Source organism: Micromonospora sp. WMMD1128 (assembly GCF_027497235.1).
GTDB lineage: Bacteria > Actinomycetota > Actinomycetes > Mycobacteriales > Micromonosporaceae > Micromonospora.
The window spans coordinates 4,279,937-4,303,686 of sequence record NZ_CP114902.1; the positions used below are offsets into that span (position 1 = coordinate 4,279,937).

Below are 23,750 nucleotides of genomic sequence, written 5' to 3' on the forward strand. Positions count from 1 at the left end.
CGGAGGCGATGACCGACGTCCTGCGGACCCGGCGACCGACCCGACCGGCGCGGCCCGACCCCGGCCGCTCCGCGCCGGCCACCGCCGCGCAGCGCCAGATGTGGCAACTGGACCGACTCGACCCCGGGTCGGCCGGCTACCTGGTGCCGTTGGCCTACCGGCTGCACGGGCCGCTCGACGTGCCGGCGCTGTCCGCGACGCTCGACGACCTGGTGGCCCGACACGCCGCGCTGCGGACCACGCTCGCGCCCGGACCGGGCGGCGACGGCGATGACGGCCGTCTGGTCCAGGTGGTCCACGAGCCTCGCCCGGGGCTGCTGCGGGTGCACGACCTCAGTGGCCTGCCGAGCTGGCAGCGCGACCGGGAGGTGCGGGCCCGACTGCGCGCCGCCGCCCGTGACCCGCTCGACCTGCTACGCGGGCCGGTGCTCCGGGCCGACCTGCTGCGGTGCTCGCCGGAGGAGCACCTGCTTCTGCTGACGATCCACCACGTCGCGATCGACGAGTGGTCGCTGGGCATCCTGACCGACGAGTGGGAACTGCTCTACGCGGCCCACCGCACGGGCCGACCGGCCGCGCTCGATCCGGTGGCCGGCGACTGCCGCGACCACGCGATCCGGCAACGGGACTGGCTGGCCGGGACGGAGTCCTCGGCCCAGCTCGACTACTGGCGGGACCAGCTCGCGGGCGCGCCGGCGGCGCTCGACCTGCCCACCCGGGGACCGCGCCCGGCGGTGCCGTCCGCCGCCGGCGCCACCCTCGCGGTGCCGCTGGAGGTGCCCGCCGAGGAACTGGCCGCGTTCTGCCGGCGGGCGCGGGTGTCGCCGTACATGGTGCTGCTGGCGGCGCTGCACGTGCTGCTGGCCCGGTGGACCGGCGAGCGTGACGTGGTGGTGGGCACGCCGGTGGCCGGCCGGCGCGGCCCGGAGACGCGGCACCTCGTCGGCCTGCTGCTCAACACCGTCGCGATCCGGGCCCGGCTGGACGACGACCCGTCCTTCGACCTGCTGCTGGACCGGGTGCGTGGCGCGGTGCTCGACGCCCTGAGCCGGGAGGAGTTTCCCTTCTCGACCGTGCTGGAGACGGTACGCCCGGCCCGGCGGGCCGGCTTCAGCCCGCTGTTCCAGGTGATGTTCGTGTACGGACGCGAGGCCGCCCCGCCCCGCCTGGACGGCCTCCAGGTGAGCGCCGTGGAGGTGCCGGTCGACACCGCGAAGTTCGACCTCACGGTCGCCGTCCGGGAGAACGACAGTGGTCTCCGGACCGTGCTGGAGTACCGCACCGACCTGTTCGACGCCGACACGATGACCCGCCTCGCCGGGCACTTCCAGACGCTGCTGGCGTCGCTGCTGGCCGAGCCGGGCGCGCCGGTGGGCTCGGCGGCGATGCTCACCGCCGCCGAGCACCGGCGGCTGGTCGCCGAGTGGAACCGCACCGCCACGCCGGCCGAGCCGGACGAGCTGGTCCACGTGCTGATCGAGGAGCAGGCCCGGCGTACCCCCGACGGGGTGGCGGTGACCGACGACGTGGCCGCGCTGAGCTACCGGGAGTTGCAGGCCCGGGCCGAGGCGCTGGCGGAGACGCTGCGCGCACGCGGGGTCGGCGTCGGCGCCCTGGTCGGGGTGCTGCTGCCCCGCACGGTCGGCTTCACCGTGGCGGTGCTGGCGGTGCTGCGGGCCGGCGCGGCCTACGTCCCGATGGACCCGGCGAACCCGCCGGCCCGGCTGCGGCACCTGATCGACGACACCGCCGCCCGGGTCGTGCTCACCTGCGCCGAGCTGGCGCACCTGGTGCCCGGGGACGCGGCGCTGCTGGTGCCGGGGCCGGACGACCAGGCGACTGTGGTGGAGCCGGCACGTGGTGGCGGGCCGCGCCGACGCCCGCGACGACGGCCCGCGCCCACCGGGGACGACCTGGCGTACGTCATCCACACGTCCGGATCGACCGGCCGCCCGAAGGGCGTGATGGTCACCCACCGGGGGGTGGCCAACTACGTGCGGTGGGCCACCCAGTCCTACCGGCTGCGCGCCGGTGACGTGGTCCCGCTGCACTCGTCGGTCGGGTTCGACCTGACCGTGACGAGCCTGCTGGTGCCGCTGGCCGCCGGCGCGACCGTCCGCATGATCGGTGCGCACCTCGGCCCGGCCGCGCTGGGCGAGGCGCTGCGCGACACCACCACCCCGTTCGGCCTCGTCAAGATCACTCCGGCCCAGTTGGAGCTGGTCACGCACCAGCTCCGCCCGGACGAGTTGGCCGGGCGGACCCGGTGCTTCGTCATCGGCGGCGAGAACCTGCGCGTCGACCAGGTCGCGCCGTGGCGGGCGCACGCGCCGGGGACCGCGCTCGTCAACGAGTACGGCCCGACCGAGACCGTGGTCGGCTGCGCCGCGTACGAGGTGGAGCCGGACACCCCGGCCGACGGTTCGGTGCCGATCGGCCGACCGATCGCCAACACGGCGCTGTACCTGCTCGACGCGTGGGGCAACCCGGTGCCGGTGGGCGTGGTCGGCGAACTGCACGTCGGCGGCGCCGGGGTGGCGCGCGGCTACCTGGGGCAGCCGGACCGCACCGCCGAGCGGTTCCGGCCCGACCCGTTCTCCGGCGTGCCCGGCGCGCGCCTGTACCGCACCGGCGACCTGGCGCGGCGCCGGCCGGACGGGGTCCTGGAATACCTGGGCCGCACCGACCGGCAGGTCAAGGTGCACGGCTACCGGATCGAGTGCGGCGAGATCGAGGCGGCGATCCGACGGCACCGGCCGGGCGCCGACGTGACCGTCCACCTGCGCCACGACGACCCGGCCGACCCGCGCCTGGTGGCCTACCTGGCCGGCGACGGGGCGGACCCGGCCGGGCTGGCCGCGGCGCTCGCCGCCGAACTGCCGTCCTGGCTGGTGCCGGCCGCGTTCGTCCGGCTCGACGCGCTGCCGCTGACCGGCAACGGCAAGCTCGACCCGGAGGCGCTGCCCGCACCGGGGCCGTCCGACGTCCGCCGGGTCACCGGCCCCCAGGCCGCCCGTCGGGAGCCGGCCGGTCCCGCCGCCACCGCCACGGCGGACCGGTGGGACGCCGACCGGGTACGCCTTCAGCGGCTCGTCGCCGACGTGTGGCGCGAGGTGCTCGGCGTGGACGAGATCGGCCCCCGGGACAGCTTCTTCGACCTCGGCGGGCACTCGATGCGGCTGCTGGCCGTGCTCGACCGGCTCCGCGCCCGCCTCGGTGACGTGCTGACCGCCACCGACCTGTTCCGCCATCCCACGCCCGAGTCGCTCGCCGCGTACCTCGTCGGAGTCACGACGACCGGCGCGGACCCGCAGCCGGCGGTCCTGCCCGTCGCGCCGCCGGCCGTGAGCGCCGGTCCGGCCGACGGCCCGGTCGCCGTGGTGGGCATGGCGTGCCGGTTCCCGGGCGCCCGCACGGTGGACGAGTTCTGGGCCAACATCCGCGACGGGGTGGAGTCGGTAGGTGAGTTCACCGTCGAGGAGATGCTCGCCGACGGCGCCGACCCGGCCCGCGTCGACGACCCGGCGTACGTGCGCGCCGGCACGTACCTGCCCGGCATCGACGAGTTCGACGCGGCCTTCTTCGGCTTCACCCCGCGCGAGGCGGAGACGCTTGACCCGCAGCACCGGCTGCTGCTGGAGTGCGCCTGGCACGCGCTCGAACACGCCGGCCACGACCCGTCCCGCCACGCCGGCCGGGTCGGTCTGTTCGCCGGCTCGGGCCGCAGCTCCTACCTGCTCGACCACCTCAACGGCCACCCGGAGCTGACCGGCGGGCTCAGCGAACATCAGATCTCGCTCGGCAACGACAAGGACTTCCTGCTCAGCCGCGTCGCGTACCAGCTCGACCTGACCGGCCCCGCGGTCACCGTGGCCACCGCCTGTTCGACCTCGCTGGTGGCCGTGCACCTGGGCCGGCAGAGCCTGCTCAGCGGCGAGTCCGACGTGGTGCTCGCCGGCGGCGTCAGCGTCTTCCCCGCCCAGCGACGCGGGTATCTCTGGCACGACGGCGGCATCTACTCCCCCGACGGGCACTGCCGTCCGTTCAGCGCCGACGCGCGCGGCAGCATCGAGTCCAGCGGCGTGGGCGTGGTCGTGCTCAAGCGACTGGCCGACGCGCTCGCCGACGGCGACACGGTCTACGCGGTGATCCGCGGCTCGGCGATCAACAACGACGGGGCGCGCCGCACCGGCTACACCGCGCCTGGTGTCGCCGGGCAGGTCGAGGTGATCAGCCGGGCGCTGGCCACGGCGGGGGTGAGCCCGCGCTCGGTGGGCTACGTGGAGGCGCACGGCACCGGCACCACCCTCGGCGACCCGATCGAGGTGGCCGCGCTGACCGAGGCGTTCCGGCGCGGCACCGACGCGCGGGGCTTCTGCGCGCTCGGCTCGGTCAAGGCCAACATCGGGCACACCGATGCGGCGGCGGGCGTGGCCGGCCTGATCAAGACCGTGATGGCGCTGTGGACGCGTACCCTGCCGCCGACCATCAACGTGGACCGACCGCACCCGGCGATCGACGTCACGACCGGCCCGTTCCGGCTCGACCACGCCGGCGGCCCATGGGCGGCCGACGGACCCCGCCGGGCCGGGGTCAGCTCGTTCGGCATGGGCGGCACGAACGCGCACGTGGTGCTGGAGGAGCCGCCGGCGGCACCGGCTCCGCCGCCGGTCCCGGCCGCGCCGGGGCCACGGCTGCTCGTGGTGTCGGCGCGTACCCCGGACGCGCTGGAGCGCGTCACCGGGCAGCTCCGCGACCACCTCGACGCCCACCCGGAGGTGGCGCTCGCCGACGTCGCGACGGCGCTTGGCCGCCGGCAGCCGATGACCCACCGGCGGTACGTGGTGGCGGCGGACCGCGCCGACGCGGTGTCCGCCCTGGACACCCCGGCGCGCCGGTTCACCGGCAGCCACCCGGGCGGCCGGCGGACGCTCGCGTTCGCCTTCCCCGGGCACGGCGCCCAGCACGTGGCGATGGGGGCCGGGCTCCACCGGTCCGAGCCGACCTACCGGGCCGTGGTGGACGAGTGCGCCGACCTGCTCGGCGGCGACCTGGGCCGGGACCTGCGCGCCGTGCTCGACCCGCCGCCGGGCCGGCACGCGGCGGCACAGCGGCTGCTCGACCGGCCCGCGCTGGTGCAGCCCGCGCTCTTCGTCACCGGGTACGCGCTGGCCCGCACGCTGCTGGCCCGGGGCGTCACCGCGGACCTGATGGTCGGCCACAGCCTCGGCGAGTACGTGGCCGCCTGCCTGGCCGGCGTCTTCTCCCTCGCCGACGCGCTGCGCCTGGTGCGGGTGCGCGGCGAGCTGGTGGAGCGGACCCCGGCCGGGGCGATGCTCGCGGTGGGGCTGCCCGAGGCGGCGGTGACCGGGCTGCTCGACGACGGGCTGTCACTGGCCGCGGTGAACGCCCCGGAGCTGTGTGTGGTCTCCGGCGACCCGGCGGCGGTCGGGCGGCTGCGGGACCGGTTGGCCGCCGACGGGGTCGACTGCCGGCCGCTGCGGGTGGCCCGCGGTTACCACTCCGCGCTGCTCGATCCGATCCTGGACGAGTTCGCCGCGCACGCCGCCGCCGTCGACTACGCCGAACCCGACCGTCCCTACCTGAGCAACCTCACCGGCGGGCCGGTCACGCCGGGCCTGGTCACCGATCCGGCGTACTGGGTGCGGCACCTGCGGGAGCCGGTCCGCTTCGCCGAGTCGGCCGCGTTCCTCGCCGAGCAGGAGGCCGCGCTCGTCGAGCTGGGCCCCGGGCACGCGCTCGGCGGCCTGGCCCGGCTCGCCGGGCTGCGCCCGGCCCACGCGGTGGCGGCGATGCGGCATCCCCGTGCCGACGCCGACGACCTGACGACGCTGCTCGACGCCGTGGGCCGGCTCTGGCTGGCCGGGGTCCCGGTCGACGCGGACCGCTTCCACGGCGACGGTGACCGGCGGGTGGCGCTGCCCGGCTACCCCTTCGCCCGACAGCGCCACTGGATCGCCCCCGCCAAGCCCGCACCCGCCGGGGCCTCTTTCCCGGAAAGCGTGGCTGTTCCGGGCGAGATGGCCACGCTTTCCGGGAATCAGCACGCGGCGGGCGAAGGGAATCGGCCGGCGTTGGGGACTGCCTTCGTGGTGCCGGCGGGGGCGGCGCAGGAGGTGGTGGCGGAGGTCTGGGGGGAGCTGCTCGGCATCCGGCCGATCGGCGCGCACGACGACTTCTTCGAACTGGGTGGACACTCGCTGCTCGCCACCCAGGTGGTGGTGCGGCTGCGCGCCCGCCTCGGCGTGGCGGTGCCGATGGAGACCGTCTTCGCCCGGCCCACCGTCGCCGCGCTGGCGGCGGCGCTGCCCGTACCGATCGACGGCTGGCCGACGGCCCAGCCCGCGGCGGACAGCCACGACGCGGCGACCCGGCCCACGGTCGTCGCCCCGGACGCGGCGAACGGGGAGCGCATCGCGCGCGCCGCGCCGGACGCCGGCCCGGCGCCGCTCTCCTCCGGCCAGCACCGCCTGTGGTTCCTCGACCAGGCGTACGCGCAGAACGCCTACACCGTCGGCACCACGCTGCTGCTCGACGGCAAGCTCGACCTGGACGCGCTGCGCGCCGCGCTGGCCGGACTGGTGCGGCGGCACGAGGCGCTGCGGACCGTGTTCCCGCTCGGCCCGGACGGCGACCCGGTCCAGCGGGCGCTCCCGGCCGGGCCGGTGGAGCTGCCGGTCCGGACCGCCCCGACGGACCCGGACCCGGACGCGCCGCCGAGCATCGTCGAGCCGGCGGTGGCCGGCGCGCTGCCCGGATGGGTGCACGCCGCCCTCGCCGCCGACGTGCGGCGCCCGTTCGACCTGGCCGCCGGGCCGCTGTTCCGGGCCGTGCTGCTGCGCGTCGCCGACGACCGGCACGTGCTGTCGCTGACCATGCACCACGGCGTCTCCGACGGGTGGTCGCTCGGCGTGGTGGCCCGCGAGGTGGCCACACTCTACGCCGCCGCGCGGGAGGGACGCGCCGACCCGCTGCCCGAACTGGCCGTCCAGTACGGCGACTACGCGCGCTGGCAGCGCGGCCGGCTGGCCGACCCGGACCACCCGGACCTGGCGTACTGGCGGGCGCAGCTCGCCGGGGTGCCGGCCGCCCTGGAACTGCCCACCGACCGGCCGCGCCCACCGGTGCAGACGTTCGACGGGGCGGTCCGCACGCTGGTCCTGCCCCGACCGGCCGCCGACGCGCTGCGCCGGTTCAGCCAGCAGCACGGTGCCACGCTGGCCATGACGTTGCTGGCGGCGTGGCAGACGGTGCTCTTCCGCTGGACCGGCCAGCGGGACTTCTGCGTCGGCACCCCGGTCGCCGGCCGGGTCCGCGCCGAGCTGGAGCCGATGGTCGGCTTCTTCGTCACCATGCTGCCGATGCGGACCGTGCTGGACGGCGACTGGACGTTCACCGAGCTGCTCGGTCGGGTCCGGCGCACCGCGCTTGACGCGTACGCGCACCAGGAGGTGCCGTTCGAGCGGCTGGCGGACCTGGTCGACGCGCCCCGCGACCTGAGCCGCAACCCGCTGTTCCAGGTGATGTTCAACCTGCTCAACGTGCCCGAGCAGCGGGACGTGGACGCGGCCGGGGTGCGGATGACCCCGTTCGCGGTCGAGCCGGGCATCGCCCAGCAGGACCTGGCGCTGTACGCGTACGAGGTGGCCGAGGGGCTGCGGTTCCGGCTGGAGTACAACACCGCGCTGTTCGACGCCACGACCGCCGAGCGGATGGTCGGCCACCTGGAGACCCTGCTCGCCGCCGCGGTCACCGACCCGGGCGTCCGGCTGGCGGCGCTGCCGCTGCTCACCGCCGCCGAGCGGGCCCGGCTCGCCGAGTGGAACGACACCGCCACGCCGGCCGGCTGGGACACCCCGCCCGACCGGACGCCGACGCTCGTCGACCTCTTCGCTCACCAGGTGGCGACGGACCCCGACCGGCCGGCGGTCACGTTCGGTCCGACCACAATCGACTACGCCACGTTGGACACCCGCGCCAACCGGCTCGCCCACCGGCTGCGCCGGGCCGGCGTCGGCCCGGACGTGCCGGTCGCGCTCTGCCTGCCCCGCTCGGCCGAGCTGCCGGTCGCGCTGCTCGGCGTGCTCAAGGCCGGTGGCGCGTACGTGCCGGTGGACCCGGAGTACCCGGTCGAGCGGCAGCGCTACGTGCTGACGCACAGCGGCGCCCCGGTGCTTGTCACCGACCCGGGCCTGGTCGACCGGTTCGCCGACTTCGACGGCACGGTGGTGACGCCGGACGCGGCCGGGGAGCCGGACACCGCGCCCCCGCCGTCGGTCCGGCCGAACCACCTGGCGTACCTGATCTACACCTCCGGCTCGACCGGCCGTCCCAAGGGCGTCCGGGTCACCCACGGCGCGGTGGTCAACACGCTCGGCGCGATGCGCGAACGCCCCGGCCTGACCCGCGACGGCACCATGCTGGCGATGGCCAGCTTCGCGTTCGACATGTCCGTGCCGGAGCTGTTCCTGCCGCTCGTGGTCGGCGCCCGGATGCTGCTGGTGGACCGCGACGTCGCCTACGACGCGTCCCGGCTGGCCGCGCTGCTCGCCGCCGAGCGGGTCACCCTGGCCCAGGGCACGCCGACGACCTGGCGGCTGCTGATCGAGTCCGGCTGGACCGGCACGCCCGGGCTGACCGCGGTCTGCGGCGGCGAGGCGGTGCCCGCGCCGCTGGCCCGGCAACTGGCCGACCGGGTGGACGCGCTGTGGAACCTCTACGGCCCGACCGAGGCCGCGGTCTGGGCGACCATGGACCGGATCACCCCGGACGAGAGCCGGCCCACGATCGGCCGACCGATCGGCAACATGCGGGCGTACGTGCTCGACGCGACGTCGCACCCGGTGCCGGTCGGCGTGCCCGGCGAGATCCACCTGGGCGGGCCGGGGCTGGCCCGGGACTACCACGGCGACGCGGCGCTGACCGCCGCGCGTTTCGTGCCCGACCCGGACGGCGGCGGCCGGCTCTACCGCACCGGCGACCTCGGCCGCCGCCTCGCCGACGGCCGGATCGAGTTCCTCGGGCGGGGCGACTCGCAGGTGAAGGTGCGCGGGTTCCGGATCGAGCTGGGCGAGATCGAGTCGGTGCTGCGCCGGCACGACGCGGTCCGCGACGCCGCCGTGGTGGTCCGCGAGGACACGGGCGAGAAAGCCGTGGTGGCCTACCTGACCCTGGCCGGCGGGCCCGAGCCCGACGCCGGGAGCGAGCTGATCGCCGACTTCACCGCCGACCCGGGGCCGTGGCGGGCGTACGTCCGGACCTGGCTGCCGGACTACATGGTGCCGTCGGCGTTCGTGCCGCTGTCCCGGATGCCGCTCAACGCCAACGGCAAGGTCGACCGGGCGGCCCTGCCCGCGCCCCGCCGCGACCGCGTCGCGGCCGGCGCCGGCGAGCCGGACACCCCGCTGCGGGCGGCGCTGGCCCGACGCTGGGCGGAGGTGCTCGGCTACGACCGGGTCGGCATCGACGACGACTTCTTCGACCTGGGCGGCGACTCGTTCCGGGCGATCAAGGCGCTGGCCGGCAGCGACCCGGCGATCAGCGTGCTCGACCTGTTCCGCCACCCGACCATCCGGGCGCTGACCACGCACCTGGACGCCACCGGCGGCTCCGCCGGCCGGCTGCTGCACGAGCTGACCCCGGCCCGGCCGGGCACCCCGACCACGCTGACGCTGCTCTGCGTACCGTTCGGCGGCGGCTCCGCGATCACCTTCCAGCCGCTCGCGGACGCCCTGCCGGCCGGGGTGTCGCTCTACGCGCTGGAACGGCCCGGGCACGACCTGAACCGGCCGGACGAGCCGATGCTCGACCTGGACGAGCTGGTGGACCGCTGCGTGGTCGAGGTGGTCGAGCAGATCACCGGCCCGGTGGCGGTGTACGGGCACTGCGTGGGCGGCGCCGAGGCGGTGGAGCTGGCCCGCCGGCTGGAGGCGGCCGGCGTCGACGTGACCGGCGTGGTGATCGGCGCGCACTTCCCCGCGCCCCGGCTGCCCGGCCGGGTGTTCGGCTGGCTGCGCCGGTGGTTCCCGGTGGAGCGCTGGGCGTCGAAGCGGCGGACGCTGGAGTCGCTGCGCGCGATGGGCTTCTTCACCGAGGTCTTCGACTCCGCCGAGAAGGACTTCGTGATGCGGGTGGTCCTCGCCGACGCGGCCCGGGGCGAGGACTACTACACCGACGTCTACGCGCGGGGGCTGCCCCGGAAGCTGTCCGCGCCGCTTGTGTGCGTGGTCGGGAGCGGCGACCGGGCCACCGAGTTGTACCAGGAGCGCTACCTGGAGTGGGAGTTCTTCGCCGACCGGGTGTCGCTTGAGGTCATCGACGGCGCCGGCCACTACTTCGCCAAGCACCAGCCGGCCGAGCTGGCCGGGATCATCCTGGCGCACTGCGCCGCCGCGCCGGACGGCGTCACCGCCGAATCCGCGCCGGACGGCGTCACCGCCGGACCCGCACCGGACGGCGTCACCGCCGGACCCGCACCGGCGGGCGGGGAGCGGCGCACCGGCGTACCCGGGACTGCGCGGCCGGGCGGGGCGGCCCGGACCGGCCCGACCGCCCCGATCGCGGCGGACGTCGCGGCCCGACGCCCGGCGACGCCCAGCCTGGCGGTGTTCTACCTGGTCGCGATCGGTCAACTGGTCTCGCTGATCGGCAGCGGGCTGACCGCGTTCGGGATGGGGCTGTGGGTCTACCAGCGCACCGGCTCGGTGTCGCTGTTCGCCACCGCCACCGTGCTGGCGCTGCTGCCGGCCGTGGTGCTGTCGCCGATCGCCGGCGCGCTGGCCGACAGGTGGGACCGCCGCCGGATCATGGTGCTCGCCGACTGCCTGGCCGCCACCGGCACGGTGAGCCTGGCGTTGCTGCTCTGGCTCGGTCAGCTCCACCTGTGGCACATCCTCACCGCGATCACCGTCACGGCCGTGGCCACCGCGTTCCAGCAACCCGCCTACCAGGCGGCGGTCACCCAGCTCGTGCCGAAGCGCTACTACGGGCGGGCCAACGGCATCGTCTCGCTCGGCACCGCCACCAGCACCGTGCTGGCCCCGCTTGTCGGCGGCGCGCTGGTGCTCGCGGTCGGGCTGCGCGGGATCGTGGTGATCGACCTGGTGACGTTCGCGGTCGCGGTCACCGTGACGCTGTCGGTCCGCTTCCCGGACACGCTGTTCGTCCGGCGGGAGGAGCCGTTCCGGCGCGAGGTGCTGGGCGGCTGGCGGTTCATCGTCCGGCGGCACGGGCTGGTCGCCCTGGTCGTCCTGGTCGCGTCACTGAACTATTTCTTCGCCATGGTCGAGGTGCTCGTCACCCCGCTCACGCTCTCCTTCGGCGACCCGGCGGTGCTCGGCCGGGTGCTCGCCGCCAGCGGCGTCGGCATGGTCGTCGGGTCGGTGCTGATGGGCGTCTGGGGCGGCACCGCCCGGCGGACCACAGGCATCCTGGCCAGCGTCGTGCTGCTCGGCGTCTCGCTGCTCACCGTCGGGCTGCGGCCGGACCCGCTGTTCCCGGCGCTCGGCCTGTTCGGCATGGGCCTGGCCACCGCACTTGTCAACACGCACTGGCTGGCCATCGTGCAGGCCAAGGTAGGACTGGAACTCCAGGGCCGGGTGCTGGCCATGGCGCAGATGCTGTCCTGGCTGATGGTGCCCGCCGGTTTCCTCAGCGCCGGCCCGCTCGCCGAACACGTGCTCGCACCGCTGGCCCGGCCCGGCGGCCCGCTCGCCGGACTGGTCGGCACCGGGCCGGGGCGCGGGATGGCGCTCGCCGCGATCCTGGCCGGGCTCTGCGCGCTGGCGCTCGCCGCCGGCGGCATCGCGTACCGGCGGATCCGGCGGCTGGAGGACGAACTGCCGGACAACGACCCGGGCCGCGTCGTGCTCGCCGACAAGGACCGCATCCAGGAGGAGGCGGACCGCCGTCTCGCGGCCGTGGGTGGTTCCCGGTGAGCGCGCCCGCCCGGCCCGCCGGACCGACCCGCCGCGCCGCCACCCGGCGGGCCGGCGGCGGCAGCAGCACCGTGGACTGTCTGCACCGGATGGTCGCCGCCCAGGCCGCCCGGACCCCGCAGGCGGAGGCGGTCCGGCACGGCGACGCCACGCTCTCCTACCGCGACCTCGACGAGGCGGCGAACCGGCTGGCCCGGGTGCTGCTGGCGCGCGGCGTCGCGCGCGGCGACCGGGTCGGTGTCTGCCTGCCGCGTACGCCGGACCTGGTGGTGGCGCTGCTCGCCGTGCTCAGGGCCGGCGCCGCGTACGTGCCGCTGGACCCGGCGTACCCGGCGGCCCGGGTGGCGTTCATGACCGCCGACTCGGGGGCGCGGCTGGTGCTGACCACCGCCGGCCTCGCCGACCGGTTCACCGGCCCGACCGTGCTCGTGGACCGGCTCGACCCGACCGGTGACGCCACCGACCCGGCCACGCCGGTCACGCCCGGGGATCTGGCGTACGTCATCTACACCTCCGGCTCCACCGGACGCCCCAAGGGTGTGGCCATCGAGCACCGCTCGGCGTCGGTGCTGCTGCACTGGGTGCGGCAGACGTTCGACGACACCGAGCTGGGCGGGATGCTCGCCGCCACCTCGGTCTGCTTCGACCTGTCCGTCTTCGAGATCTTCGGGCCGCTCGCCTGGGGCGGGCGGGTGCTGCTCGTCGACGACGTGCTGGCGCTGGCGACGCCGGGCGCGCAGCGGCTGCCGGTCACGCTCGTCAACACCGTCCCGGCCGCGATGGGCGAGCTGCTCACCGCCGGGGCGCTGCCGCCGGGCGTCCGCACGGTCTGCCTGGCCGGTGAGCCGCTCACCGCCGCGCTTGCCGCCCGGGTGTGGGCGCGTCCGCACGTGCGCCGGCTGTGCAACCTGTACGGGCCGTCCGAGGACACCACGTACTCGACCTGGGCCGAGGTGTCGCGCGACGGCGGTGACCCGCCGATCGGCCGTCCGCTGCCGGGCACCCGGGCGTACGTGCTCGACCCGGACGGCCGGCCGGTGCCGCCCGGCGAGGCCGGCGAGCTGTACCTGGCCGGCGCCGGGCTGGCCCGCGGCTACCTGGACCGGCCGGCGGAGACCGAGGCCCGCTTCCGGCCGGACCCGTTCCGGCCCGGCGAGCGGATGTACCGCACCGGTGACCGGGTCCGGCTGCGCCCGGACGGGCAACTTGCCTACCTGGGCCGGCTGGACGACCAGGTGAAGCTGCGCGGCTACCGGATCGAGCTGGGCGAGGTGGCCGCCGGGCTCGCCGCCCTGCCCGGCGTGCGGGAGGCGACCGCCGCCGTCCGGCCCGGCCCGAGCGGGGACCCGCTGCTTGTCGGCTACCTGGTCGGGGCACGACGCGACGACGTCCGGGCCCGGCTGTCCGAGGTGCTGCCGGCGCCCCTGGTCCCGGCGGCCGTGGTGTGGCTGGACCGGCTGCCCACGCTGCCGAACGGCAAGGTGGACCGCGCGGCCCTGCCCACGCCGGCGTTCGGCTCCACCGCCGACGCCGGCTCCGACGCCGGCTCCACCGCCGATGCCGGCTCCGACTCCGGTGCCGGCGCGGACCTGCTCGGCGCGACCGGCGCCCTGGTGGCGGCGGTGTGGCGGGAGCTGCTCGGCGTGCCGGTCACCCGCCCGGACGACGACTTCCTCGCGCTCGGCGGTGACTCGCTGCTCGCCCTGCGCTGCGCCACCCGGCTGACCGCCGCCACCGGCCGCCGGGTCCACCCCGGCGACCTGTTCACCCACCCCACAGTCGGCGCGCTCACCGAACACCTCGACGCCCCGTCCACACCTGACGATGAGGACCCCACTGGGCCGGAAGCGGGCACCACCGGGCCGGAAACAGGCGGCACCGGGCTGGAAGCGACCGGCGACCGGCCGGAGGCGGACGGCGGTGGGCCGGCACCGCTCTCCGCGGCGCAGCGGCGGTTCTGGTTCCTGCACCGGCTCGACCCGACCGACACGTCCTACCTGCTGGCGTTCGCGGTCCGCTTCGCCGCGCCGGTGGAGGCGGCACGGCTGACCCGGGCGCTGCACCTGGTGGTCGACAGGCATCCCGCGCTGCGTACCGTCTTCCCCACCGGCCCGCGGGGGCCGGTGCAGGTGGTCCGGTCCGACGCCCGGCCGCGCGTCGTCGTCGCCCCACCCGAGCCGGGCATCCCGCTCGACACCCGGCTCGCCCGGCTGACCGCCGAGGCCACCGCGACCCCGATGGACCTGGCGACCGGGCCGCTGCTGCGCGCCCACCTGCTCTCCGACGGCGAGGGGCGGGCGGAGGCGCTGCTGCTGGTCGTGCACCACGCCGTCGCCGACGACTGGTCGTTCGGGGTGCTGGTGCGGGACCTCGCGGAAGCCTACGACGCCCCGGACGCGCCACCCGGCGCTCCAGCGCCCGGCCCGGCCGTCTTCGCCGCCGCGCAGCGCGCCTGGCTGACCGGCCCCGCCGGCCAGCGCGCGACCGCCGAGCTGCTGCGCGAGTTGCACGGCGCACCCCACCTCCTGGAGGTAAGGAGGGGCCCCCGCTTAACGCATTCGGTAGAGGAAGGGGCCCCGCTTAACAGGCCGGGCCGAAGCGGGGCGGCGCTGCGGACCACCGTCGACCCGACGACCGCGAGGGCGGTACGGGAACTCGCCCGTGCCCGCCGGGTCAGCCTGCACATGGTCGGGCTGGCCGCGTTCGCGGCGCTGCTCGGCGTCGCCGCCGTCCGGGACGACCTGCTCGTCGGCGTCGCCTTCGCCGGGCGCACAAGCGTGGCCGCCGAACGCAGCGTCGGCTGCCACGTCAACACGCTGCCGCTGCGACTGCGCCCGGCGCCGGACCGGACGTTCGCCGACCTGCTCGCCGAGGCGCGGCGGGTCACGCTGTTCGCCGCCGCCCGCCAGGACGTCCCGTTCGACCTGCTGGTGGAGCGGCTACGTCCGGTCCGGCGGCCGGACCGCAACCCGCTCGTCCAGGTCGCGTTCGGGGTGCAGAACGCCCCGCCGGCCCGGCACCTCAGCGTCGCCGGTGGCGAGTTCACCGGCGTCGAGCTGACCCCGGACGCGGCCCGCCTCGACCTGACGCTCTGGCTGGACGACCGGCGCGACGCCCTGGACGCGCTCTGGACCTACCGCACCGACCTGTTCGACCACCACACGGTGGTGGAGTGGCACCGCCGCCTCACCGCGCTGCTGCGCACCGCCGCCGCCGACCCCCGGCGCAGTCTCGCCGACTGCGTCGACACCGCTGGGAGAGAGAGATGACCGATCAGATCCGGGTCGCGCGGCCCGTCCCCCGCCGCGGCCGGGAACGCACCCTGGTGGACGTACGACCGGACTGGCCCGGCGGTCCGCTGCCGGCGCTGGTGCGCGCCACCGTGCCCGACGTGTACCTGGCCGGCTGGCTCGCCGGACACCGCGACGAGGTGGACGAGCTGGCCCGACGCGCCGGCGCGGTGCTGTTCCGCGGCTTCGCGGTGGCCGGCGCGGACGACTTCCGCACCGTGATGGCGGCGCTCTCCGGCGACGTGCTGTCCTACGGCGAGCGGTCCTCGCCGCGCAGCCGGGTCGCCGAGGGCGTCTACACCTCCACGGAACACCCGGCCGACCAGCCGATCGTGCTGCACAACGAGCAGTCCTACACGGTCAACTGGCCGCTGCGCATCGTGTTCCACTGCGAGGTGGCGCCGGCCGCCGGTGGGCGTACGCCGCTCGCGGACAGCCGCCGGGTGCTGGCCCGGCTGCGCCCGGAGACGGTCGACGGGTTCGAGCGCCGGGGCGTGCTCTACCGGCGCAACTACCTGCCCGGGATCAGCCTGTCCTGGCAGACGGCGTTCCAGACCGACTCCCGCGCCGAGGTGGAGGCGTACTGCGGGCGCGCGATGATCGACGTAGAGTGGGTGGGCGAGGCGCAACTACGCACCCGGCAGGTCCGCCCGGCGGTACGGCGGCACCCGGTCACCGGGGAACGCACCTGGTTCAACCACGCGTTGTTCTTCCACGTCACCTCGCTGCCGGCGGACGTGAGCGCCGGCCTTCGGGCCGCGTTGGCCGAAGAGGACCTGCCCTACCAGACCGCGTACGGCGACGGCACGCCCATCCCGGACGAGGTGCTGGCCGAGCTGCGCGCCGCGTACGCCGCGGAGACCCGTTCCTTCGACTGGCGCGTCGGCGACGTGCTGCTCGTGGAGAACATGCTCGCCGCGCACGCCCGGGAGCCGTTCACGCCGCCCCGGCGGATCCTCACCGCGATGGCCGACCCGGTCGCCGCGCCGGAGCTGCACACCCAGGACGGCGCATCATGAGCGCCCCCGGACCGCGCCGCCGTGCCGCCGGCGGCACCACCACCGAGCCGGTGACTCGCCGCACGCTCGGGCCGGACGACTTCGTGCTGCTTGTCGAGGCCGCCGTGCCCGACCTCGACCTGGCCGGTTGGCTCGCCGGGCGGCGGGCGGAGCTGCTGGCCGACCTGGACCGGCACGCCGCGGTGTTCTTCCGCGGCTTCGACGTGCGCAGCGCCGACGACTTCGGCCGGGCGGCCCGGACGGTCGGCCCGGAGCTGCTGGGCTACCTGGAGCGGGCGGCGCCCCGGCACGAGGTGGCCGACAAGGTGTTCACCTCCACCGAGTTCAACGCCGCCCAGTGGATTCCGCTGCACCACGAGATGTCGTACTCGCACAACTGGCCAACCCACCTCTTCTTCCACTGTGCCCAGCCGGCCACCGGCGAGGGCGGCGCGACCCCGCTCGCCGCCGAGCGGGTGATCACCCCGCTGATCCCGGCGGAGGTGCGGGACCGGTTCGACCGCGACGGGGTCCGCTACGTGCGCAACTACGGCCCGCACCTGGACCTGCCCTGGCAGGAGGCGTTCCAGACCACCGACCGGGCGGAGGTGGAGGCGTACTGCGCCGCCTCGGCGACCGAGTTCACCTGGCTCGGTGACGACGGGCTGCGGACCGTGGCGCGGCGGCAGGCGACGGCCACCCACCCGCGTACCGGGGAGACGGTGTGGTTCAACCACGCCCACCTGTTCCACGTGTCGAACATGCCGCCCGAGGTGGCCGCCGCGCTGCTGCGCGAGTACGGCCCGGAGGGGCTGCCCCGCAACGCGTACCACGGCGACGGTGAGCCGATCCCCGACGAGGTGGTCGGCGGCATCCGTGCGCTGTACCGGCAGCACGCCCTCTCCGTGCCGTGGCGGCGCGGCGACGTGCTGGTGGTGGACAACTTCCTGGCCACCCACGGCCGGGAACCCTTCACCGGCGACCGGCAGATCCTGGTCGCCATGTCCGACCTCTACGTCAACCGGAGTGTGTGGTGAACGGATACCGTCTGTCCCCGGTCCAGCGGCTGGCCTGGGCCGGCAAGCAGGACCTGGTCCGGGCCCGGGTGCGGCTGGACCGGCCGCTCGACCGGGCCCGGTTGCAGGCCGCCGTCGACGCGGTGGTGGCCCGGCACGAGGCGCTGCGGTTGACCCTGGTGCACCACCCCGGCCTGCGGGTGCCGTTGCAGGACGTGGACGACGACCGTACCGTCACCGTCGGCGCGCAGGGCGAGCTGTCGGTGACGCTCACCGACGACGCGCTGGAGCTGGCCGCCACCCCGCTGATCGCCGACCCGGCGAGCCTGCGCCTGGTCCTGGCCGACCTGGCCCGGGCGTACGCGGACGACCTGCCGCCGGCCGACGAGGAGGCGTTGCAGTTCCTCGACGTCACCGAGTGGCAGGTGGAGGAGCGGGAGCAGGCCCCGGCGCCCGCGCCGGTCGCGCCGGCCGTCCGGCTGGTCGAGCCGCACGGTGACGACCCGGGCGCGGTGGTCACCGCCACGCTGCCCGCCGCCGACCTGGCCGGGATCGCCGAGGCCGCCGGCTGCGCCGCCGAGACGGTGCTCCTGGCCGCCTGGGCGGTCGCGGTCACCCGCCGGGCCGAGGCGCCCGCCGGGGTCGAGGACGCGGATCTGGTGCTGGCCCGCTGGCACGACGGCCGGCGGGCCGAGGGCACCGCCGCCGTGGTCGGCCCGCTCGGCGGCTACGGCCCGCTCCGGCTGGCCCTGCCGCTGCCGGCCGCGCCGGCCGAGCTGCTGGCCGCGGTACGCGCCACGGAGGCCACCGCCGACGAGACGTTCCACCTGGTCGACCCGGTCGACGAGGCGACCGGCGCGGTCGCCGGGTTCGCGGTGCAGCCGGCGGTCGCACCGGACACCCTCGTCCCCTTGGGCGCGGCGACCGCCGAGGTGCCCGTCCCGCCGCCGCCGACCGGCCCCCGGCTCACCGTGCTGACCGGCACCGGCGACGGCGAGGTCACGCTCCGGGTCAGCGGCGGGCGGTGGCTGCTCGACTCGCTGGTGGCGGTGCTGCGCAGTTTGCCGGCCGCGCTCGCCGGGGACGCGCCGCTGGCGGTGCTCGGCGCCGGGGAGGCCGGCTGGCTGTCCGAGGCCGGCGGATCGGCGGCCACCGCGTCGCCGCGTACCCTCGTCGACCTGCTGGACGCGGGCCTGGCCGGGATGGATCCGCAGGCCCCGGCCGTGGTGGCGGCCGACGGCGCGTACTCCGTCGAGGAGCTGGACCGGCGGGCCGCGCGGGTGGCCGCGGCGCTGGCCGCGCGCGGCCTGGCCGGCGCGCCGGTGGGCGTGCTCGCGACCCGGTCCCGGGACACCGTGGTGGCGTTCCTCGGCGTGCTGCGGGCCGGCGCGGTGTTCGTGCCGCTCGACCCGGACGCCCCCGCGCCGCGCGTGGCCGCGCAGCTCCGCGCGGTCGGCGCGGACTGCGTGGTGGGCGTCGGCGGGCCGGCCACCGTGTCCGTCGAGGAGCTGGTCGCGGCCGGTGGCCCGCCGCCGCCCGCGCCGGCACCGACCGACCCGGCGTACGTCATCTTCACCTCCGGCTCCACCGGCACGCCCCGGCCGGTGCGGGTGTCGCACGCCGCCGCCGCGCACCTGGCCGGCGCGCTGGAGGCGACCGTGTACGCGGACAGCCCGGCCGGCCTGCGGGTGGCCGTGAACGCGCCGCTGACCTTCGACGCCTCGATGAAGCAGCTCGTGCAGCTCGCCCATGGGCGCAGCCTCTTCCTGGTGCCGGAGGACGTCCGCCGGGACGGGGCCGTGCTCGCCGCCACACTCGCCGAGCACCGGGTGGACGTGCTCGACCTGACCCCGTCGCAGGCGCGCATCCTGCTCGCCGGGGCCGGTGACGCCCGGCTACCCCGGCTGCTGCTGCTCGGCGGCGAGGCCGTCGGCGACGACCTGTGGACCGAGATGGCGGCGCTGCCGGGCGTGCGCGCGGTGAACCTGTACGGACCGACCGAGTGCACTGTCGACAGCACCGTCGCGGAGATCCGCGCCGGGGAACCGCCGACGATCGGCCGGCCGCTGCCGGGCGTCGCGGTGCGGGTGCTCGACGAGCGGCTGCGCCCGGTGCCGCCGGGGGCGGCCGGGGAGCTGTGCGTGGCCGGTCCGCAGCTCGCCGACGGCTACCTCGGCGACAAGGAGGCGACCGCCCGCCGGTTCGTGGAGCTGCCGCTGCCCGACGGCGGCGTCGAGCGGGTCTACCGCACCGGCGACCGGGTCCGCTTCGACGCCGAGCGGCGGTTGCGCTACCTGGGGCGGCTCGACGACCAGGTGAAGATCCACGGGTTCCGGGTGGAGCCGGGCGAGGTCGCCGCCGTGCTGCGCGGCCACCCGGAGGTGGCCGACGCCGCCGTGGTCGCCCGCGACGACGACGGGTACGGCGATCGGCTGGTCGCCTACGTCCGGCCCCGCGCCGGGGCGTCGCTGGACCTGACCCGGGTGACCGGGATCAATCCGCACGAGACCCGTTACCTGTACGACGAGATCTTCACCCAGCGGGTCTACCTGCGCGACGGGATCGTGCTGCGCCCCGGCGCGACAGTGCTGGACGTCGGCGCGAACATCGGCATGTTCTCGCTCTTCGTGCACCAGGTCTGCCCGGACGCCACGATCCACGCGTTCGAGCCGGTGCCGGCCGTGGTGGAGGCGCTGCGCCGCAACGTCGCCGAGTTCGGCGTGCCGGCCACGGTGCACGCGCACGGGCTGTCCCGGGAGGCGGGCGAGGTCTCGTTCACCTACTACCCGGGCTATTCGATGATGTCCGGCCACGCCGCGTACGCCGACCCGGACGCCGAGATCGGGGTGATCAAGCGGTACCTGGCGAACGAGCGGGACGCCGCCGACGACGCCGGCGCTGATGCCGACGCCCGGGACGTGCTGCTCGACCGGGCCGACGAGTTGCTCGCCGAGCGGTTCGCCGGCCGGGAGCTGACCGTGCCGGTCCGGTCGCTGTCGGCCGTGCTGGACGAGCTGGCGCCGACCCGGGTCGACCTGCTCAAGATCGACGTGCAGCGCGCCGAGGCGGACGTGCTGGCCGGGCTGGACGACCGGCACTGGCCACTGATCGCGCAGGTCGCCATGGAGGTGCACGACGCGCCCGGCACCGCCACCGCCGGCCGGCTGGCCGAGCTGGTGGCGCTGCTGGAGGCGCGCGGCTTCACCGTGGTCACCCGCCAGGACGACCTGCTGGCCGGCACCGACCGGCACACCCTGCACGCGGTCCGCCCCGAGTACGCCGCCGCGCCCGGTGAGGTGATTGGCGGGGGCCCCGCCACAGCAGAATCCGATAACGCGGGCCCCCGCCTAACACTTCGGGAGTGGCTCGCCGAGCGGCTGCCGGCGCACCTGGTGCCGGCCGCGGTGGTGGTCCTCGACGAGCTGCCGCTGACCCGCAACGGCAAGCTCGACCGGGCGGCGTTGCCCGCGCCACGGCCCGACCGCCCGGCCGGCGACCCGGCGGTGACCCCCGCCAACCGGGCCGAGGAGATCCTGGTCGAGGCGTGGCGGGAGGTGCTCGGCGTGGCCACGTTCGGCGTGACCGACAGCTTCTTCGCGCTCGGCGGCGACTCCATCCGCAGCATCCAGATGCAGGTCGCGGCGCAGAAACGAGGACTGTCGTTCCAGCTCAACGACATCTTCACGCACCAGACGATCCGGGACCTGGTGACGCACGGCCGGATCACGCTGGACGGCGTGGCGACCGAGCCGGCCGCGCACGACGGGCGGTTCACGCTTGTCGACGCCGCCGACCGGGAGCTGCTGCCGGACGGGCTCGTCGACGCGTACCCGATGACCGCGCTCCAGCTCGGCATGGTCTACCACGGTGAGCTGACCGGCGACCCGGCCGTCTACCACAACGTCACCGCGCACGAGGTGGCCGCGCCGCTCGACGTGGCGGCGCTGCGCCGGGCGCTTGCCGTCCTGGTGGACGCGCATCCGGCGCTGCGGACCGGTTACGCGCTCGGCGCGTACACCGAGCCGTTGCAGCTCGTCCACGCGCGGGTGCCGGTCGACCTGCCGGTGACGGACCTGACCGGCCTCGACGCGCCGGCCCGCCGGGCCCGGATCGACGCGCTCGTCGCCGAGGAACGCCACCGTCCGTTCGACTGGGCCCGGCCGCCGCTGCTGCGGCTGCACGCGGTCCGCACCGGCGGCGACGGGTTCACGCTGCTGGTCGCCGAGCACCACAGTGTCCTCGACGGCTGGAGCCTGCACCTGCTCCTGGCCGACCTGCTCACCGGGTACGACCGGGAACGGGCCGGCACGCCCGCGGACGCCGACGCCGGGCTGCCGTTCCGGGAATATGTGGCGGCCGAGCGGGCGGCGCTTGCCGACCCGGTGATCCGGCGGTTCTGGCTGGACGGCCCCGGCGGCGCGCCGCCGCTGCTCGTCGGCGGCGCGCAGCCGAGGACCACCACCACCCAGCGGGTGCCGCTGCGGGACGGCACCACCGAGCGGGTGGCCGAGGTCGCCCGCGCCGCCGGGGTGCCGGTCAAGTCCTGGCTGTTCGCCGTGCACCTGCGGCTGATCGGCGAACTGGCCGGCCGGGACGACGTGGTCAGCGGCCTGGTGGTCGGCGGCCGGCCGGAGGGCGAGGGCAGCCCCGCCACGCTCGGGCTGTTCCTCAACACGCTGCCGGTGCGCCTCACGCTGGGCAGCCGGTCGGTGGCCGAGTTGGCGGCCGAGGCGTGGCGGGCCGAGCGGGAGCTGATGGGGCGCCACCGCTTCCCGCTCGCCGAAATCGTCCGGGCGGGCGGCGCGGGTCCGCGCTTCGACCACTTCTTCAACTGGACCCACTTCCCGCCGCGCCCGGCCGGCGACGGCACCCGCATCGTGGACAGTCGGGGCGTCACGGTGGACGTGGCGTTCAGCCTCGCCGTCGACGCCGAGCTGGATGCCGGGCGGCTCGGGCTGATGGTCCAGTACGACCACCGGCACGTACCGGCCGACCGGGTGGACGCGCTCACCGACGGCTTCCGCCGGTTGCTGGCGGCCGAGCCGGACGCGCCGTTGCCGCCGGTGGTCTCGCCGCCGACGGTCGCCGGGGGCGCGCGGGACCAGTGGGCGGACCGGGTGGCGGCGGCCTGGCAGGAGGTGCTGGGCGCGGCCCCGCGCGACCCGGCGACCGGGTTCCTCGCCGCCGGCGGTGACTCGCTGCGCGCGCTGCGCCTGGTCACCGTGCTGCGCCAGCGCCACGGCAGCGACCTGACGCTGCCGGAGTTCACCGCGCTTGGCAGCTACCGGGAGCTCGTCGACCGGGTGGCCCGCGGATGACCGGGTTCGGCACCGCCGCGGTGCACGGCGACGACGGCCTGGTCCCCGGCGGGGCGGTCGCGCCGCCGATCGTGCAGAGCGCCACGTTCAGCGCCGAGTCCGACGAGCGGTTCACCGAGATCGCCACCGAGACGCGGGGCAGCGCGTTCTACACCAGGTACGGCAACCCGAACCACGCGCAGGTGGCCGCCGTGGTCGCCGCGCTTGAGGGCGCGGAGACCGGGCTGGTCACCGCTTCCGGGATGGGCGCGATCAGCACGGTCGCGCTGGCCCTGCTCGCCGCCGGCGACCACATGGTGGTGCAGCGCAGCACGTACGGCGGCACCACCTCGCTGGCCACCGGGCTGCTGGCGCGCTTCGGTGTCGCCTGCACCCAGGTCGACCAGACCGACGCGGACGCGTTCACCCGGGCGCTGCGGCCGGAGACCCGGCTGGTGCTCGTGGAGACGCCGAGCAACCCGCTGCTGGAGCTGACCGACCTGGCCGCCGTCGTCGGGACGGCGCACGCGGCCGGCGCGCTCGTGGTGGTGGACAACACGTTCGCCACGCCGGTCAACCAGCGCCCGCTCGCCGCCGGCGCGGACCTGGTCTGGCACAGCGGCACGAAGTTCCTCGGCGGGCACTCCGACGTGTCCGCCGGGGTGGTGGTGGGCGGCGCGGAGCTTGTCGAACGGGTGTGGCGGACGGCGATCGTCACCGGCGCCACGCTCGGCCCGGTGGACGCCTGGCTGCTGCTGCGCGGCCTGCGGACGCTGTCGCTGCGGGTGGAGCGGCACAACGCCAACGCGCTGGCCCTGGCCGAGGCGCTGGAGGGCCATCCGGCGGTGGCCCGGGTCCGCTATCCCGGGCTGCCCTCGCACCCGCAGCACGCGCTGGCCCGCCGGCAGATGACCGGGTTCGGTGGGGTGCTCGGCGTCGAGCTGGCCGCCGGCCGCGACGGCGCGGCGGCGCTGCTGGCCGGGCTGCGGCTGGCCAAGCGGGCGGCCAGCCTCGGCAGCGTCAGCACGCTTGTGGTGCACCCGCGCTCGATGTGGGCCGGGATCGTGGACGCCGACCAGCTCGCCGCCGCCGGGATCGGCGCGGGCCTGGTGCGCGTCTCCACCGGTATCGAGGACACCGCCGACCTGGTGGCCGACTTCCGGACCGCGTTGGAGGAGGTGCCGGCCTGACG

The 23,750-nt window shown here is 76.1% G+C and carries 6 protein-coding genes; all 6 read left to right on the plus strand.

Annotated elements, in window-relative coordinates; genetic code table 11:
* Positions 1-8: 8 nt before the first annotated feature.
* Genes O7602_RS19040 through O7602_RS19065 form a run of 6 tightly spaced genes read left to right on the plus strand, consistent with a single transcriptional unit; the run spans position 9 to position 23,748 of the window.
* A complete protein-coding gene (locus O7602_RS19040) occupies positions 9-11,957 on the plus strand; it encodes a non-ribosomal peptide synthetase/type I polyketide synthase (protein WP_281583990.1) in 11,949 nt (3,982 codons plus the stop codon).
* Positions 11,954-15,226 (plus strand): amino acid adenylation domain-containing protein, encoded by a 3,273-nt coding sequence (locus tag O7602_RS19045; protein WP_281583991.1) that lies wholly within the window; start codon positions 11,954-11,956, stop codon positions 15,224-15,226. The genes O7602_RS19040 and O7602_RS19045 overlap by 4 nt, the downstream gene beginning before the upstream one ends.
* The gene (locus tag O7602_RS19050; protein WP_281583992.1) at positions 15,223-16,266 is read left to right on the plus strand and encodes a TauD/TfdA family dioxygenase; all 1,044 of its coding nucleotides are present in this window, start codon (positions 15,223-15,225) and stop codon (positions 16,264-16,266) included. Before O7602_RS19045 ends, O7602_RS19050 begins: the two co-directional genes overlap by 4 nt.
* Positions 16,263-17,282 (plus strand): TauD/TfdA family dioxygenase, encoded by a 1,020-nt coding sequence (locus O7602_RS19055; RefSeq protein WP_281583993.1) that lies wholly within the window; start codon positions 16,263-16,265, stop codon positions 17,280-17,282. The genes O7602_RS19050 and O7602_RS19055 overlap by 4 nt, the downstream gene beginning before the upstream one ends.
* Positions 17,279-22,579: a non-ribosomal peptide synthetase gene (locus tag O7602_RS19060; protein ID WP_281583994.1), complete on the plus strand. Its 5,301-nt coding sequence runs from the start codon at positions 17,279-17,281 to the stop codon at positions 22,577-22,579. Before O7602_RS19055 ends, O7602_RS19060 begins: the two co-directional genes overlap by 4 nt.
* Entirely contained in the window at positions 22,576-23,748 is a 1,173-nt protein-coding gene (locus O7602_RS19065; RefSeq protein ID WP_281583995.1) for an aminotransferase class I/II-fold pyridoxal phosphate-dependent enzyme, read from the plus strand. Before O7602_RS19060 ends, O7602_RS19065 begins: the two co-directional genes overlap by 4 nt.
* Positions 23,749-23,750 lie beyond the last annotated feature (2 nt).